16 protein-coding genes and 3 pseudogenes are annotated in these 12260 nt (G+C 67.7%); 8 read left to right on the top strand and 11 right to left on the bottom strand.

The window, feature by feature from the left end:
• From ACZ53N_RS34465 to ACZ53N_RS34485, 5 genes and pseudogenes are all read left to right on the top strand, one after another.
• Positions 1-653 (top strand): annotated as a pseudogene (locus tag ACZ53N_RS34465) (hypothetical protein); the annotation flags it as partial.
• A gap of 678 nt (positions 654-1331) precedes the next feature.
• The gene (locus ACZ53N_RS34470) at positions 1332-1508 is read left to right on the top strand and encodes a hypothetical protein (RefSeq protein ID WP_469144724.1); all 177 of its coding nucleotides are present in this window, start codon (positions 1332-1334) and stop codon (positions 1506-1508) included.
• A gap of 159 nt (positions 1509-1667) precedes the next feature.
• Positions 1668-1748, top strand: a pseudogene (locus ACZ53N_RS34475) (DUF2975 domain-containing protein); the annotation flags it as partial.
• Entirely contained in the window at positions 1748-1984 is a 237-nt protein-coding gene (locus ACZ53N_RS34480) for a helix-turn-helix domain-containing protein (RefSeq protein WP_469144725.1), read from the top strand. The pseudogene ACZ53N_RS34475 and the gene ACZ53N_RS34480, both read left to right, overlap by 1 nt.
• A 99-nt stretch (positions 1985-2083) precedes the next feature.
• Positions 2084-2509, top strand: coding sequence for a hypothetical protein (locus ACZ53N_RS34485; protein WP_469144726.1), 426 nt, complete (start codon positions 2084-2086; stop codon positions 2507-2509).
• Between the two features lie 311 nt (positions 2510-2820).
• Here ACZ53N_RS34485 and ACZ53N_RS34490 read toward each other — a convergent pair whose 3' ends face one another.
• The 4 genes from ACZ53N_RS34490 to ACZ53N_RS34505 all read right to left on the bottom strand — a co-directional run bounded on the left by ACZ53N_RS34490 (position 2821) and on the right by ACZ53N_RS34505 (position 5218).
• Positions 2821-3417, bottom strand: a complete 597-nt coding sequence (locus ACZ53N_RS34490; RefSeq protein WP_469144727.1) for a hypothetical protein — start codon at positions 3415-3417, stop codon at positions 2821-2823.
• Between the two features lie 301 nt (positions 3418-3718).
• Positions 3719-3976, bottom strand: a complete 258-nt coding sequence (locus ACZ53N_RS34495; RefSeq protein ID WP_469144728.1) for a hypothetical protein — start codon at positions 3974-3976, stop codon at positions 3719-3721.
• A 504-nt stretch (positions 3977-4480) separates the two neighbouring features.
• Positions 4481-4903 carry a TipAS antibiotic-recognition domain-containing protein gene (locus tag ACZ53N_RS34500; protein WP_469144729.1) on the bottom strand — a complete coding sequence of 141 codons (423 nt, stop codon included), beginning with the start codon at positions 4901-4903 and terminating at the stop codon, positions 4481-4483.
• A 153-nt stretch (positions 4904-5056) separates the two neighbouring features.
• The gene (locus ACZ53N_RS34505; RefSeq protein ID WP_469144730.1) at positions 5057-5218 is read right to left on the bottom strand and encodes a hypothetical protein; all 162 of its coding nucleotides are present in this window, start codon (positions 5216-5218) and stop codon (positions 5057-5059) included.
• A gap of 643 nt (positions 5219-5861) precedes the next feature.
• Between ACZ53N_RS34505 and ACZ53N_RS34510 the strand changes: the two genes are divergently transcribed.
• Positions 5862-6320: a VOC family protein gene (locus ACZ53N_RS34510; RefSeq protein ID WP_469144731.1), complete on the top strand. Its 459-nt coding sequence runs from the start codon at positions 5862-5864 to the stop codon at positions 6318-6320.
• A gap of 78 nt (positions 6321-6398) precedes the next feature.
• Here ACZ53N_RS34510 and ACZ53N_RS34515 read toward each other — a convergent pair whose 3' ends face one another.
• The 3 genes from ACZ53N_RS34515 to ACZ53N_RS34525 all read right to left on the bottom strand — a co-directional run bounded on the left by ACZ53N_RS34515 (position 6399) and on the right by ACZ53N_RS34525 (position 7502).
• Positions 6399-6812 (bottom strand): hypothetical protein, encoded by a 414-nt coding sequence (locus tag ACZ53N_RS34515; RefSeq protein ID WP_469144732.1) that lies wholly within the window; start codon positions 6810-6812, stop codon positions 6399-6401.
• Between the two features lie 142 nt (positions 6813-6954).
• Positions 6955-7158 (bottom strand): hypothetical protein, encoded by a 204-nt coding sequence (locus tag ACZ53N_RS34520; RefSeq protein WP_391029308.1) that lies wholly within the window; start codon positions 7156-7158, stop codon positions 6955-6957.
• Positions 7155-7502: a hypothetical protein gene (locus ACZ53N_RS34525; protein ID WP_391029310.1), complete on the bottom strand. Its 348-nt coding sequence runs from the start codon at positions 7500-7502 to the stop codon at positions 7155-7157. Before ACZ53N_RS34525 ends, ACZ53N_RS34520 begins: the two co-directional genes overlap by 4 nt.
• Positions 7503-7726: 224 nt before the next feature.
• Here ACZ53N_RS34525 and ACZ53N_RS34530 point away from each other — a divergent pair, with 224 nt between their 5' ends.
• A complete protein-coding gene (locus ACZ53N_RS34530) occupies positions 7727-7963 on the top strand; it encodes a GntR family transcriptional regulator (protein ID WP_469144734.1) in 237 nt (78 codons plus the stop codon).
• 163 nt (positions 7964-8126) lie between these two features.
• On the opposite strand, the gene ACZ53N_RS34535 is transcribed toward ACZ53N_RS34530, so the two are convergent.
• The 3 genes from ACZ53N_RS34535 to ACZ53N_RS34545 form a co-directional block, all read right to left on the bottom strand.
• On the bottom strand, positions 8127-8315 hold the full coding sequence (locus ACZ53N_RS34535; RefSeq protein ID WP_391029312.1) for a hypothetical protein: 189 nt from the start codon (positions 8313-8315) through the stop codon (positions 8127-8129).
• 3 nt (positions 8316-8318) lie between these two features.
• Positions 8319-8453, bottom strand: coding sequence for a hypothetical protein (locus ACZ53N_RS34540; RefSeq protein ID WP_391029314.1), 135 nt, complete (start codon positions 8451-8453; stop codon positions 8319-8321).
• Positions 8454-9289: 836 nt separating this feature from the next.
• Positions 9290-9463 (bottom strand): hypothetical protein, encoded by a 174-nt coding sequence (locus ACZ53N_RS34545; protein WP_391029316.1) that lies wholly within the window; start codon positions 9461-9463, stop codon positions 9290-9292.
• 716 nt (positions 9464-10179) lie between these two features.
• Between ACZ53N_RS34545 and ACZ53N_RS34550 the strand changes: the two genes are divergently transcribed.
• Positions 10180-11535: a hypothetical protein gene (locus tag ACZ53N_RS34550; protein WP_469144733.1), complete on the top strand. Its 1356-nt coding sequence runs from the start codon at positions 10180-10182 to the stop codon at positions 11533-11535.
• A 490-nt stretch (positions 11536-12025) separates the two neighbouring features.
• On the opposite strand, the pseudogene ACZ53N_RS34555 reads toward ACZ53N_RS34550, so the two are convergent.
• Positions 12026-12260 (bottom strand): annotated as a pseudogene (locus ACZ53N_RS34555) (IS1380 family transposase); the annotation flags it as partial.

The following is a 12260-nucleotide window of genomic DNA, read 5'->3' on the forward strand; positions in this document are numbered from 1 at the left end:
CAGCACGACGTCCACCAGAGGCGCGGGATGCCGCCGACGCGCCCCGGGCCGCCACCGTGCAACGGCGTGACACCGCCATCGGCTGGTCGCTTAACGGCCGCGCACAACAAAGCGACGCGCTCACCGAGGCCGACGGCGCCATCATGGTCAGGCGGCGGCAGGATGTGCGGATGGCGAAGAGTGAGACAGAACTGCTGGCCCTGCTGCGCGAACTTGATGACCCGGAGCGGCTGGAACGGCCGCTGCACTACGACCGCGCGGCGACCGGCCTCAAGTTCGGCGAGCTGGTGCGCCGGCTCGAAGCGGACTTCGGTGCCTTGTGCGAGTGTGAGCGGGACACCCAGGACTCCAGCGAGTACGGGCGCGTCCACGTGCCTGCGGACGCGACGGTCTGCGGGACCCGGATCGTGATCTGCGTGAGCAAGTTCGCCTCCCTCGCCGAGCCCGTCGCCCGCCTCGGCGTGCGCCCTGGCGCTGCCCGGCTCCAGCACGGCGCCCGTGGCGCTGAGCGCGGCGTGGGCACGGTACAGCAGTGTGCTGACCCGGCCGAGAGCGTGAAGGTCCATGCCCGTTCAACGCCCCGGCTCGTGCCCGGACACCCTCGACTGCCTCCCCCTGTCCGGTCGGCGGGAGGGGTACAAGTACCGGTATGACAGAGCGGGTGCGGTGGCCTTCGTGGTGGACCGGGCACGGGAGATCGTGGACGGGTACGCGCCGCTCAAGGTCACGCTGCGGCAGGTGCTGTACTGCCTGGTCTCCGAAGGGGTGCTGCCGCACACGGCGCCGATGTACCGGCGGCTGTCCGCGCAGCTGGCCAAGGCCCGCCGCGAGGGCCGCTTCCCCGACCTGATCGACACCGTCCGGGAGGTCCACGTGCCGTCGGCCTGGCCGGACGCGGACGCGTTCGTCGCGGAGATGCCCGACTGGTTCCGGCTGGACCGCACCGAAGGGCAGGAGCATGCGCTGTACGTCGCCGCCGAGAAGGACACCCTTCGGCAGCAGCTGACCGGCTGTCTCGCGTACGCGGGCATCCCGGTCCTGGTGGCCCGCGGCTTCGGCTCGCAGTCGTACGCCGACGTCGTCCACGACCGCGTCACCGCCGACCCGCGCGACGGGGTTCTTGTCGTGGTCGGTGATTTCGACTGCTCGGGTGAGGACATCGAACGGGACCGGGTAGCGCGTACGGGCTGCTGGAGCCGGACGGAGCGTGTCCTGCTGACCTACGACCAGGTTCGCGCCTACGAGCTGCCCGCGACCGAGGGCAAGCGCGGCGATCCGAGGTGGTCGGCCTTCGCCCGCCGCTACGGCTTAGACCCCCGCCGCCCGGTGCAGTGGGAGGTGGAGGCCTGGAGCCGGCCGAGCTCCAGCGTCTGGTCCTCGCCGCCGTCGCCCCGTACGCCGACCGTGACGTCCTCGCCCGGCAGGTCGCCCGTGAGGAAGAGCAACGCCGCGCCCTCGCCGCCTTCCTGGAGGGATGGAACGCGGCGGGCGGGGGAGCGCCGTCGTAGCACCGGCCGGACGTCTGACGGCGGCCCCGGCTGTCGGTGGCGGCCATCGCCAACGAGATCCTGGCCCTCTGGGACCGGCCCCAGATCGTACAGACGCTCCTCGAAGGAGACCACGGCCCCACCGCCTGACCGGCGGGGCCGCTGTCCATCAGAGCTGAGCTTGTCTTGCTGCTCGCCCAGGCCGTCGCGCGCGACGTCGAGGCGGCCAGGATGCAGGCCGAGCTGGACGAGGTGCTCTGATGCCGATCGCCGTCGACATCGACGCGATGCTGGCCAAGCGGAAGATGTCCGTGGGCGAACTCGCCGAACGCGGCGGGATCACTCCCGCCAACCTGGCGGTGCCCAAGAACGGCCGGGCCAAGGCGGTGCGCTTCGCGGCGCTCGCGGCGCTCTGCGAGGTGCTGGAGTGCCAGCCGGGGGACCTGCTGCGCTGGGAGGCCGGAGGCGGCGGTGAGGGCGCCGACGGCGGTACGTGAGCGCGGTTCGCCGATTCGACCAGTAGGGTGACGGTGTGTCATGGCCGGGCCTGAAGGCCCGAGTCGCATGGATCACATCGAGAGAACAAGGTGCTCAGGTTGAAGAAGTTCAAGGCTACGGTTGTCGCCATCACCGCCATCGCAGGACTGGCCGTGGCCGTCACGCCGGCTCAGGCAACCGACACCTGCACCGCGGGGGGCGGCGGCAAGTACATATGTGATTACGGCGTAACGAACCACGCGCTTCCGAACGGCCAGAAGGAACAGTTCCTGGTCGGCCTCGACTATGCGGTGTGGACGCGCTGGACCATCAGCAATCAGTGGACCGGATGGGTGTCCTTGGGCAAGCCCGATCCCGTCGGTTCTGCCCGCGCCACGAACGCTGTCAAGGTGGAGGATCAGCAGGTGGGGGGCGACTTCCGGACGACCATCTACCTCAACAACAGCAACGGCCCCGTCGTCAGCAGGACGCGCCTCGCCCTCGGGTCGGGCTGGACGCCTTGGGACTGGCCCAACTTCAACTGACCGAGTGTTCCACCCCCCCCGCCCGAGGCGGTGTCACGGACGCCAGCGGGGGGCCTCGTCGTCCGGGGTGTGCGGGCTCGCGAAGCGGAACGGGACCGAGAGACGGGCGGCCAGGGCCCGGCCGGCCCTGTCGGCCACGGCCGCCGACGGGTGGAGCGGCCCGGGGTCCTCGTCGTCGAGGTAGCGCTCGGCCGCGCCCCAGTAAATGGTGGCCAGCGCCCGGTCGTCCTTCCCGGACCTCGACTACACACCGATCGGCTGACCGGCAAGGGGCGTACGAGCACGTGTACGCCCCTCGTCCGCTCCGGGTCTCAGCCCTCGCTCCGGGCGCGCCACGCATCGAACTCCTCGACCGTGGTGACCCCGTGGTCCAGGACCGCCCGGTAGACGTGGCAACTGGGCACCGTGGATCCGTTCTCCGGCCGTCCGGCCAGCACTTCCTTGATCCGTAGGATCGTGCACCGGTGCGTGTCGGTCAGCCGGGGCGGCAGCGTGTGGACGTGGGCGAGGTCGGGCTGGCGGTCGGGCTCGTCCACGAACCAGATGTCGAGGGTCCACTCCGCTCCGGTGCCGGAGCGGTACTCGACGCCCAGGTAGAGGCCGTCCGGGTACAGGGGGTCGGTGTTCCAGTGCCCGGTGTCGTCCCGGAAGCGGACCTGCCGCACCCGGTCGTGCACCGCCAGTTCGGCGCCGATCCCGGCGACGGCCTTCACGGTGGCGGCGTCGAGCTCCGGGCAGATCACGGTGATGTCGAGGTCCCGGCGCACCATCAGGCCGAGCGCCGCGCTGCCGACGCGGACGGCTTCGCCGCGGTCCGCCAGCAGCGCCGCCAGCCCGAGGTCGGCCGCGACCTGGTCGGCCTCCGCCTGGAGCGATCCCTGCCGTTTCAAGAAGTCTTCAGTAGTCACCGGTTCAGTATGTTGATCGATCCCGGCCTTCTACGATGCCGTAGCCCAGGACATGCATGACAGCGGTGTCCCCTGCTCGGCTGGATCACGGAACCCGGCGGACTGCGTCCGTTCGGCGCTGTGCCTTCCCAGGCCGATCTGGAGGACACCCGCATCGTGCCGGCGTACACCGCCGTCGCGCGGCTGATCCTCAACGTGCTGCCCGGCGTCCACCTGTCGACGGCGTAGCTGAATCTGCGCCTGGTCCTGCCGGGGGACAGGGCTGAGGCCGACCGCGTCCGCGCCTTGGGCGACTGGGGGGTCAGGCGGTCACGAGTGCGTATTCCGCCACCTTCGCAGTGTTGACGAGAGCGATATTGGATTGGTCAGCGATGTTGTTGGCGAGGGTGTTGCCGCGCATTGCGGCGTACAGCGTCGACTTCGGGATGTGGTTCTCCGCTCCGATGACTGCGATCGTCTTGGCGTCGAAGCCGGCTCGGTCACGTAACCGGCGGAGAGCGAGGGCGAATCGAGCTTGCGGGCCGTCGTCGGGATCAAGCGGCGTTGCGCGACGTGGCATGTGGTCTACACCTGTTGTCTCGCGAAAAGCGCAGTTTCTCCGTGTATTCTCTCGACCCCCTTACGAAGCCGCAAGGACGTCGCGAGACTCGGAGCACCAACTCAGCGGCCGCCAGGCGCCTCTGCCTCGCAAGCATCGTGAGGACGCCCGGCGACCGGACCGCCGCTCTCGCGGCAGACAGGACGGCAACAGTGCTGACGGCCTCTTCACATGATGTACCCCGCCACCCCCTTCACTGCAAGCCTCGTCTCAAGGTCATCCTCGTCGGCATGGTCGTGGTGGGGCTCACGGCGGCCCTCCCGCCGGATCACGTGAGCGCATGTGCTCAGACGGTCGCCGCTGTCGCCGCGTCCGCGGTGGTGCTGCGCGGGAGCAGGGAAGATGGGGTGATGCCCAGCTGACCCGCACAGGAGGCAAGGCCCCCCGGCTTCGGCCGGGAGGTCTTCTTGCGCGGCTGCGGCCACTTCGTAGCCGGGCCGTTCCGCCCTGGCCCGTGTCGCCCGACTACGCCGAAGCCTCGGCCCCTGCGCTGGGGGCGAACCCGCTCCCCTGCTCGGCGAACACCTTGATCGCGGCGCCCAGGAACTCCACCATCCCGGGGTGGTAGGAATCGTGGAACGCCCTCATGGCCTCGTCCTCGGCGTAGAAGAGCGACATGCCGACGTAAGCCTCCCTGGAGGGGGTGTAGAACCGGCAGACGATGTCGAAGTGCCTGCGGACGAGCTCCTGGATCTGCTGGTCCCCTGGCAGGGAGCCACCGTCCAGGAAAGCCGTGATCTCCTGGTACAGGACGTCCCAGTCCTGGTGGACCCGCTCCCTGTCCACATGCTCCCAGTTGTTCGTCCCGGCAAGGCTCTTCGCCTGCTCCTCGGCCAACGCCCGGCGACACTCGTCCTCGTAACTGTTCCCCACGGCACCGGTTCCCATCGTTTCGTCACCTCTCCGGTGGATCCCCGAGAGGCCGCCGACATGTCGACATCGACCGGCCGCCGATGATCAACTGCCGGTCCAGGCCGAACGGTGACACACAGCCACCGGGTCGGCAAACCATTTCTTGGACCCTCCGGCGCTCCGTCCCGGTCAGCCGGCGGCGGAAAGGCGCGGCTCGAACGGCGAGCCGTCGGAGCGGGGCGCCCAGCCGCTCGACCGCGCGGCCCGGATTCCCGCGGCGACCTCGCGCGGCAGGACGAGCTCGGCCGGCACCAGGTCCGGTTCCATGACGGCCGGTCGACCGGTCTCCACGACGAGTGTCGTCCCGGGGCGGCCGCGTCCTCCATCACGTAGCCCAGGGTGCCGAGGTGGTATTCGCAGCACCGGCGGTTCCTGCTCACCCGCCAGCGGTACTCGACACCGTCGATGACGATGCGGCGGGAACCCTTCTTCGTCAGTGCCACTCTCTGCCCCTCCGCGAACGGCCGACCGGTCGCCACATTGTCCCGCGCCTCGACGCCGCCCGCTGGTCCGACGTGATCCGAAAGAGAGGGCCTAGGCGTGCCGCCTCATGCCGCAGCGCCTCACGCACCACTGAACCGATGGTGTCGCAGCGGCGCGCGCTGTGGAGCACTGGAGAACTTTACGGAGGGGCTTTCTATGCCGGGCGCATGCGAATCGGGTCGCGTCATGAGCGCTCCATCATCTGTCCGAGCCGGCCGGAGAATGCGTTGAGATCGTGGCCTTCCGCATACCGTGAAGACAGCATTCCGTGGGAATTGGCGTGAATCGCGGCGTGATGGTTATGCACATCTAATTCCACACGAACGACCGCTTGGTAGGTCGGTGGGTCGAGCAGGGCGCTGGATTTGGTGGCCGGGGCCTTGGGGTGGGTGGCCGGGTCGGCTCGGGGTGAGCTCTCTCCGGGGAACACGACGCCTCAGGCTGCGGGGAGTTGAGCCACAGAGCCCTCTGTTATGGTGCGCCGACGTCATCTATCAAGCAGTTCCAGGTCACCTTCGACTGCGCGGAACCTGAGCGCGTCGCTCGTTTCTGGTGCGAGGTGTTGGGGTACGTCGTACCGCCGCCGCCGGAGGGGTTCGCCACGTGGGTCGATTTCGATCGCTCGCGGCCGCCTGAGGACAGGGGTTCGTGGTTCGCCTGCAGCGATCCCTCGGGCGCGGGCCCGCGGCTGTTCTTCCAGCGCGTTCCCGAAAGGAAGACCGCCAAGAACCGGGTGCATCTCGACGTGCGGGTCGGCACTGGACTCGTAGGCGAAGAACGCCTGGCCGCGCTGGAGGCCGAATACACACGACTGGTCGCGCTGGGCGCGGTACGCGTGCGGCTGCTGGCTGACGACCACGATTCGTGCATCGTGATGCAGGACCCCAACACTCCTGACTACCAGTTCTGAGCATACGCGCACGTCAGAGAACGCAGAAGCCCCGCACGGCACTTGGGCCGAACGGGGCGTTTTGCTGTCTGGGGCGGGTCAGCCGCAGAACGACGACTTCACGGCGGTCACGATGTCTGCCGCTTGCTTGTCGGTGAGGCTCGGCACCGTGCCCCCCTCGTATCGAGTCTTGGCGTTCCCCTGAACTGTCGCGGCGGGCTTTTCTGCCTTGATGTCTGAGCAGACGTTCCGCGCACGGTCTACGGCTCGGGCTTCCTTGACGACCAAACCGGGCTCGATTGCTCCGAGCGCGCGTATCAGTGCGGCAGTCTGTTCAGGGTCGGGCGAGGGAACGCCCGAGGACTTGGGCGCTTCCTTGCTCGGCTTGTCGGCGGGCTTTGCTGGTGCGGTGGCTGCCGGCTTCGCGGTGTCCTCCTTCTCCTTTTCGGAGTCCTCGCCCCCGGTCAGTGCTCCGATACCTGCGACGACTAAGACGCCCGCACCGATGACCACCCACGTTTTCCGCTGCTTCGCGGTCCCTCCCCTGGAGTACATGAAAGATCACCGCATGCTTCCACGCATGGCGCAGTAAGGCCGCGGAAACACGAAAGCCCCGTCCGGCCCAGTGGCCGAACGGGGCAGGGTCCCGAGCGTGTCAGCGGTTGCGGATGACGTCGTTGTGGTGCGGGCCGGGGACGAGACGCGGTGCGCAGCGCGGGCAGGCGTAGAGAGGGAAACCGGGTCCGCTCTGGCGCTCTATGTAGCGGACTTCCACGGGGGCAGTGGTAGCGATGTCGCACTCGCAGCATTTGACGAGCGGGGCGGGGTGGACGGGCGGGAACCGTCTTGCGATGGTCATGCGACCACGGCCAGAGCTGCGAAGTGGTCGCCGTCGTAGCGGTACGTGTACTCAACGCCGATCTCGGCGAACGCCGTGGCCCACCAGCGTTCACGCTGTTCCGGCGTAAGCCCCTGCACCTCTTCGGCGTGGAAGATCGCTCGGACTTGCGCGCTACTGGGCGTAGACCACGGCTTCGGTCGGCGTGCGGCGGGGTGCAGGGTCGGTGCGGGCCCGGCGGCCGGTAAGGGCCGACAGGCGGGGTCGGCCGCGTGGTGCCCGCCGGCGGGTACGAGTAGGCGGAACAGCAGAACCGCAACGGGTGCCAGCACCGCCACCAGGGCGAGGGCGATAACATCGCGCATGAGTCGTTCAGCTCCTAACAAGCTGTTCGGCGGAGCCCCGGTTGACCGGTCCTAAGCGGTCTTCCGGGGCGTTTTTGTTGCGCGAACGACGGTAGACCCACACGTCTAACCTGTCTACCTGTCTAACTTGTCCGCCTGTCTAAGTAGCTGATCGTTGGCCACTTGTCTACGCTTCCCCCATGCCTGAGAGCCCGACCGATCCGAACGCCCCACGCGCCCCGTATATGCGGGTGCTGGAGGCGCTCACTGCCTCTATCAAGGCGGGCACGTACGGCCCCGGTGATCCGATTCCGTCAGAAGCGGAGTTGTGCAAGACGCACGGCGTAGCTCGGGAAACCGCCCGCCGAGCGGTGCGGGTACTCCGGGAACGTGGACTCGTGGAAACTGAGTGGGGCAAGGGCAGTCGCGTAACAGGTGCCGCACAGCAGCACCAGGACGAGTCCGCCGGAGGCGAGCAGTAGCCCTGCCGCGTTTACGATCATGGTGGGTCCCTGGTTTGGTCTCCCCATGGTCCGCCGGGGTGCGGGTCAGCGGGGGGAATGGGACGAGCCGGGGGCCCGCTAAATGGCGGAGCCCCGCCCGCGCTCCTCGGAAGAGGACACGGACGGGGCTCTGGTGGTCTGCTCAGACGAGGCTGATTCCGGCCTGAGCCTTGATCGTGTCCACGGCCTCATTGGTGAGCAACCGAAGGGGCACGACCGTCCAACGGTCGCCCTTGCGCATGATCACAGCGTTGCCGTCCTTAGTGCGCCCGATGTGTATGAAGCCATGGTCGCGCCGCAGATCTTTCACCAGATTCTCGCCGTGGATCATGCGCTACTTCCCTTCGCGCTCCTCGTCATCGGCCATGCTCGTATGAACGTTACCGTTCTGGGAGACCCCCGTGTCGGGGTCGGTTACCTGGTCCCTGTTCTCGTTCGGGTCCCAGTCGTCGTCACTCTTCTTGCCCATTTTCGCGCGCTCCTTCCGGACCGGCACTGTGCCGACGCAGGGACCACCCCTGCGTCGTCGTGCGGTGGTGCACCCGTCCGGCCGCACAGCTCTGACACGAAGCGACCGGACGGGCGTCTTGCCCGTCCTGGTCCGGGATCGTGTCGACCAGGACGGTGTTTAGGGGCCCGTTCCCTGCCGGGGATTTCCAGGCGGGGGAGCCATGGCGGACCGGCAGGGAACGGGGGATCAGGGGCGAGAGGTTCAACCCTTGACGGCTTCACGCACCTCGGTGAGCTCGCCTAGCGCCGGGTCACCGGGCGTTCACCGGGCTATCCGGGTGAGCGCTGCGCCAGTGCTGCCGTTGCCGGCGGTGGGCAATTAGGGCAGCCATGTCGTCTCCGGCTTCGTCGGCTGCCTTTACCGCTCGCTCGTCGCGGACGCACCGTTCACAGATCCGTGATGTGCTGGATGTCGGCCCGCTGGAGTGCGGCAACAGGTATGGCAGTCCACCGCTCACGGCCGCTCCAGGGGTGCCAGGCGCAACGCCGCACGCTCTTCGTCGTTCGCGAGACGCAGTCGGTCAGGGCTGGGCACCCATGTCTCCGCGTCAGTCTTCACCGTGAGCGAGTAATCCCCGCCGACAAGCAGGACACCCACCCGTCCGGTGTCCATGTCAGCCACCAGCGTCCCCGAGCGGTAGCCGATATCGCACGGCACGACGATCTGTTGTAGGCCGCGTGTGTCCTGACCGTCTGTAGGAAGCTCAGGTGTGGTGTGGGCTGTCTCGACCGCATTTTCAGCAAACGCGCGGCGCCCGTCGGTACGCCTTGCTTCGTGCGGGGGAAGGGGCCGCCTCATTTACGCCCCCTGATCATCTGTTCGGCTTCCGCGCCGAAGATCGCGCGCAGCAGGTGGTCTTGTCCGGCGGGGGTCATCATGAACTCGTGGGCGTGGTGCAGCCTCACGGACAGCTCGATTCGCTGCAACGCTTCTTCGTGATAGCCGGGTACGGCCATCGCTGCGCGCACTTCTGCGTGGATGCGTCGCCGGTTGGGCCAGACCGCCCGGACAGGACGGGAGAACTGCCCTTGCAGACACCACCACCTGTGAAAGTCCGCGGGCGCCCAGCAGATGCGCCGCCACAGTCGTCTCACTGGGGATCACCGCCCCGCTGAGGGGTACTGGCCGGCGGGGAGGTCAGCCGCACGGAAGTATCAGGCTTCCCCTTCCCGGCCTGGTGTTGCGGGCAGGTACAGGCGGGGTACTTCATGCTTCCGGGCAAGAGGTCTTCCCCGTCGGTCACCGATGAGGAGATCAGCAGTACCGCACGGGTCATGCCGACCACCGCCTGAGTCCCGCTGCGACGGCTCGCAAGGTTGCCGGAGTCGGTGCCGCGAAGCCGCCGCGCGGTACCCAACACGGGAACCGCACACCGCCGGGCGACGCCCCCCGCAGGAAGCCCCTTCGAGTGATCAGCACCTCCGGCCGCACCGGTCGGCGCCGTCGTGCACGCTTAGGTAGCGCCCTTGCCCTGCCAGCATCCTCAGCGGTCCCGCTCCGGGTGACACGGTCCCCTGGGTGCCGCCCCAGTGCGTCCATCATCTGTACCGCTCCCATCGTGAGCTCCCGTGGGTTGTTCGGGCTGCGCACTACGCAACCGGTCGAACACGCGCAGCGGTACCGTTAGGTGACGGTCGGAGCATGAAAGCCATGAAAGCCGGGCAGTTTGTGGGGAGTTGAAGATATGGCCAACGGCACGCGCACCCCGAATGAGGGCTTGGCTCGCTTGCTTAAGCAGGCCAAATGGTCGCGCTCTCAGTTCGCGCTCATCATCAACCGCATGGGGGCCGAGGTCGGGCTAGGGCTTCGCTACGACCAATCGGCCGTTTCGCACTGGGTTGGCGGCACCGTGCCGAACCCGCCGGTCAGGCGCCTGATCGTTGAGGCGTTCTCGCGCAAGCTGCACCGTACTGTGACGCACGCGGAGGCCGGGCTACCGCTCGCCGCATCCGATCAGGCTCCGCCCGGTGTCGACACCGTGGAAGGAATCGTCGACCTCGGAAGGGCCGATATGGACCCATCGCGTCGCGGCGTCATGGCCGCAGCCGGCCTGTTCTCGGCAGCCTTAGCAGTGCCAGTATTCTCCGCCTCCGCACATGCGACCGAGGCGTCCCCGGTGACACCAGGGAAACAGACCGTACGAATCGGTGCCGGACAGGTCGAGGCGGTTCGCAAGATGACCGACAAGATCGCCGATATTCTTGACGAACTCGGCGGGGCGCATGCAAGGCCGATGGCGGCGGCGTTCCTGGTCAACACGGTGGTGCCGTGGCTCCGCGCCGAGGCCAGCGGCACAGTGAAGAAGGACATGTGGGCGACGGCTTCGGACCTGGTCTACCTGACGGGTTGGATGGCGATGTACGAGCGGGACCACGGCACCGCTCAGGACTACTACGTTAAGGCGCTGAAGCTGGCCAGCCGGGCGGAAGATCACGTGACCTATTGCCGCACCCTTCGTGGTATGAGTCTTCAGGCGTCCAACCTCGGGTACGGGCCGTTGGCGCTCAAACTGGCGGACTCGGCAGCCGAAGCGGCGCCGAAGGCTGGTCCCCGACTTCAGGCGTTCCTCACGGGGCAACAGGCACACGCTAATTCGATGGTGGGGGATCACCGCCGCGCGCGGAGCCTGCTAGCTGTGACAGAAGCCGCCCTGATGAAGGCCGACAATCGGCGTGAGTCGATCGGTGGATACAACCAGTCCGCTTTCGCCTTTCACGTCTCCCACGTGCTGTACGAGGGGAAGGACCTGCCGGGCTCAATCAGCGCACTCCAACAGGCACTTAGGGTGATGCCCTCCAACGAGCGACAAGGGAGGGTGCACTTCTACGCTGTGCTCGCGCAACGCCAGCTTGAGTACGGGCACTTGGATGCTGCCTGCGAATCCTGGGCCCGCTTCCTGGAAGACTACGAACACATTTCGTCAGCCCGCGGTGACGAACACTTTGACACGATGCGGCTCCGTCTGAAGCCATTCAGGAAAGCTCAAGCTGTGCGGCAGCTCTCCCACCGCGTAGCCGACGTTGCTCTCCTCAAAGCCTGATCCCGGACTCCCCCCCCATCCCTCCCAGGCCCGCTACTTCCGTCGAAAGCGGGGGGCTGTCACGCCTGCCGGGCGTGGAGCCGTTCGGGCCACTCCGCGCACAGGTCACCCAACTGGCCCCACAGAGTGGTGCCGAGTCGCGTGCCCATCGTGCACACTCGACGCAGTCTGATCCCTGCCGTTGCCGCCCTTTGTGACCCCGCCGCTCTGGTTGAGTAGCTCGATCCCGCGGTCCCCTTCCGCGGGCGGGTAGGTGCGGAGCTACGCGGCGAGCCGAATGCTCGGTGTGTGCTGCCCGTGCTGGCAGGCGGTCCATGGCTCGTCCCACTGGTGCCAGAGTCCGGTTTCAGCGGAGCGGATCCACTCGACGGAGCCGGCGAGGGTGTGCGTATCCCTCTCGCGGGCAAGGACTCGGAAAGCCTGGTGCGGCAGGATCTGCCCAATGAGGCGCGCCACCAAATCCCCATACGTGCTCACGACCACATACAGCTCTGAGCACGAGCGCACTTCCTCTTCTGCCAGTGTCGTCGGGCCAGCCCTGAAGGATGTCGCCGGCGAGTTCGGCGACCCATGCTCCGTCCCGGACCTCGCCGCCGGTCTCGAGGACCGGGGTCCAGGCCGATGCCGGGTTTTTCAGGACGTGCTGGTGGATGGCCCCGGTGATCACCGTGCCGACGGAGTAGGACAGCCGGCGTCCGCGCCGGGCGAGCCAGGCCACGAACTCG

Source organism: Streptomyces sp. NPDC033229 (assembly GCF_055576875.1).

Excerpts from the sequence above, each read along its gene's own strand:
- ACZ53N_RS34495 (WP_469144728.1), bottom strand. The coding sequence starts at position 3,976 with ATGCCACGTCGCGCAACGCCGCTTGATCCCGACGACGGCCCGCAAGCT.
- ACZ53N_RS34500 (WP_469144729.1), bottom strand. The coding sequence starts at position 4,903 with ATGGGAACCGGTGCCGTGGGGAACAGTTACGAGGACGAGTGTCGCCGG.
- ACZ53N_RS34520 (WP_391029308.1), bottom strand. The coding sequence starts at position 7,158 with ATGACCATCGCAAGACGGTTCCCGCCCGTCCACCCCGCCCCGCTCGTC.
- ACZ53N_RS34540 (WP_391029314.1), bottom strand. The coding sequence starts at position 8,453 with ATGGGCAAGAAGAGTGACGACGACTGGGACCCGAACGAGAACAGGGAC.
- ACZ53N_RS34550 (WP_469144733.1), top strand. The coding sequence starts at position 10,180 with ATGGCCAACGGCACGCGCACCCCGAATGAGGGCTTGGCTCGCTTGCTT.
- ACZ53N_RS34530 (WP_469144734.1), top strand. The coding sequence starts at position 7,727 with ATGCGGGTGCTGGAGGCGCTCACTGCCTCTATCAAGGCGGGCACGTAC.
- ACZ53N_RS34535 (WP_391029312.1), bottom strand. The coding sequence starts at position 8,315 with ATGATCCACGGCGAGAATCTGGTGAAAGATCTGCGGCGCGACCATGGC.
- ACZ53N_RS34480 (WP_469144725.1), top strand. The coding sequence starts at position 1,748 with ATGCCGATCGCCGTCGACATCGACGCGATGCTGGCCAAGCGGAAGATG.
- ACZ53N_RS34525 (WP_391029310.1), bottom strand. The coding sequence starts at position 7,502 with ATGCGCGATGTTATCGCCCTCGCCCTGGTGGCGGTGCTGGCACCCGTT.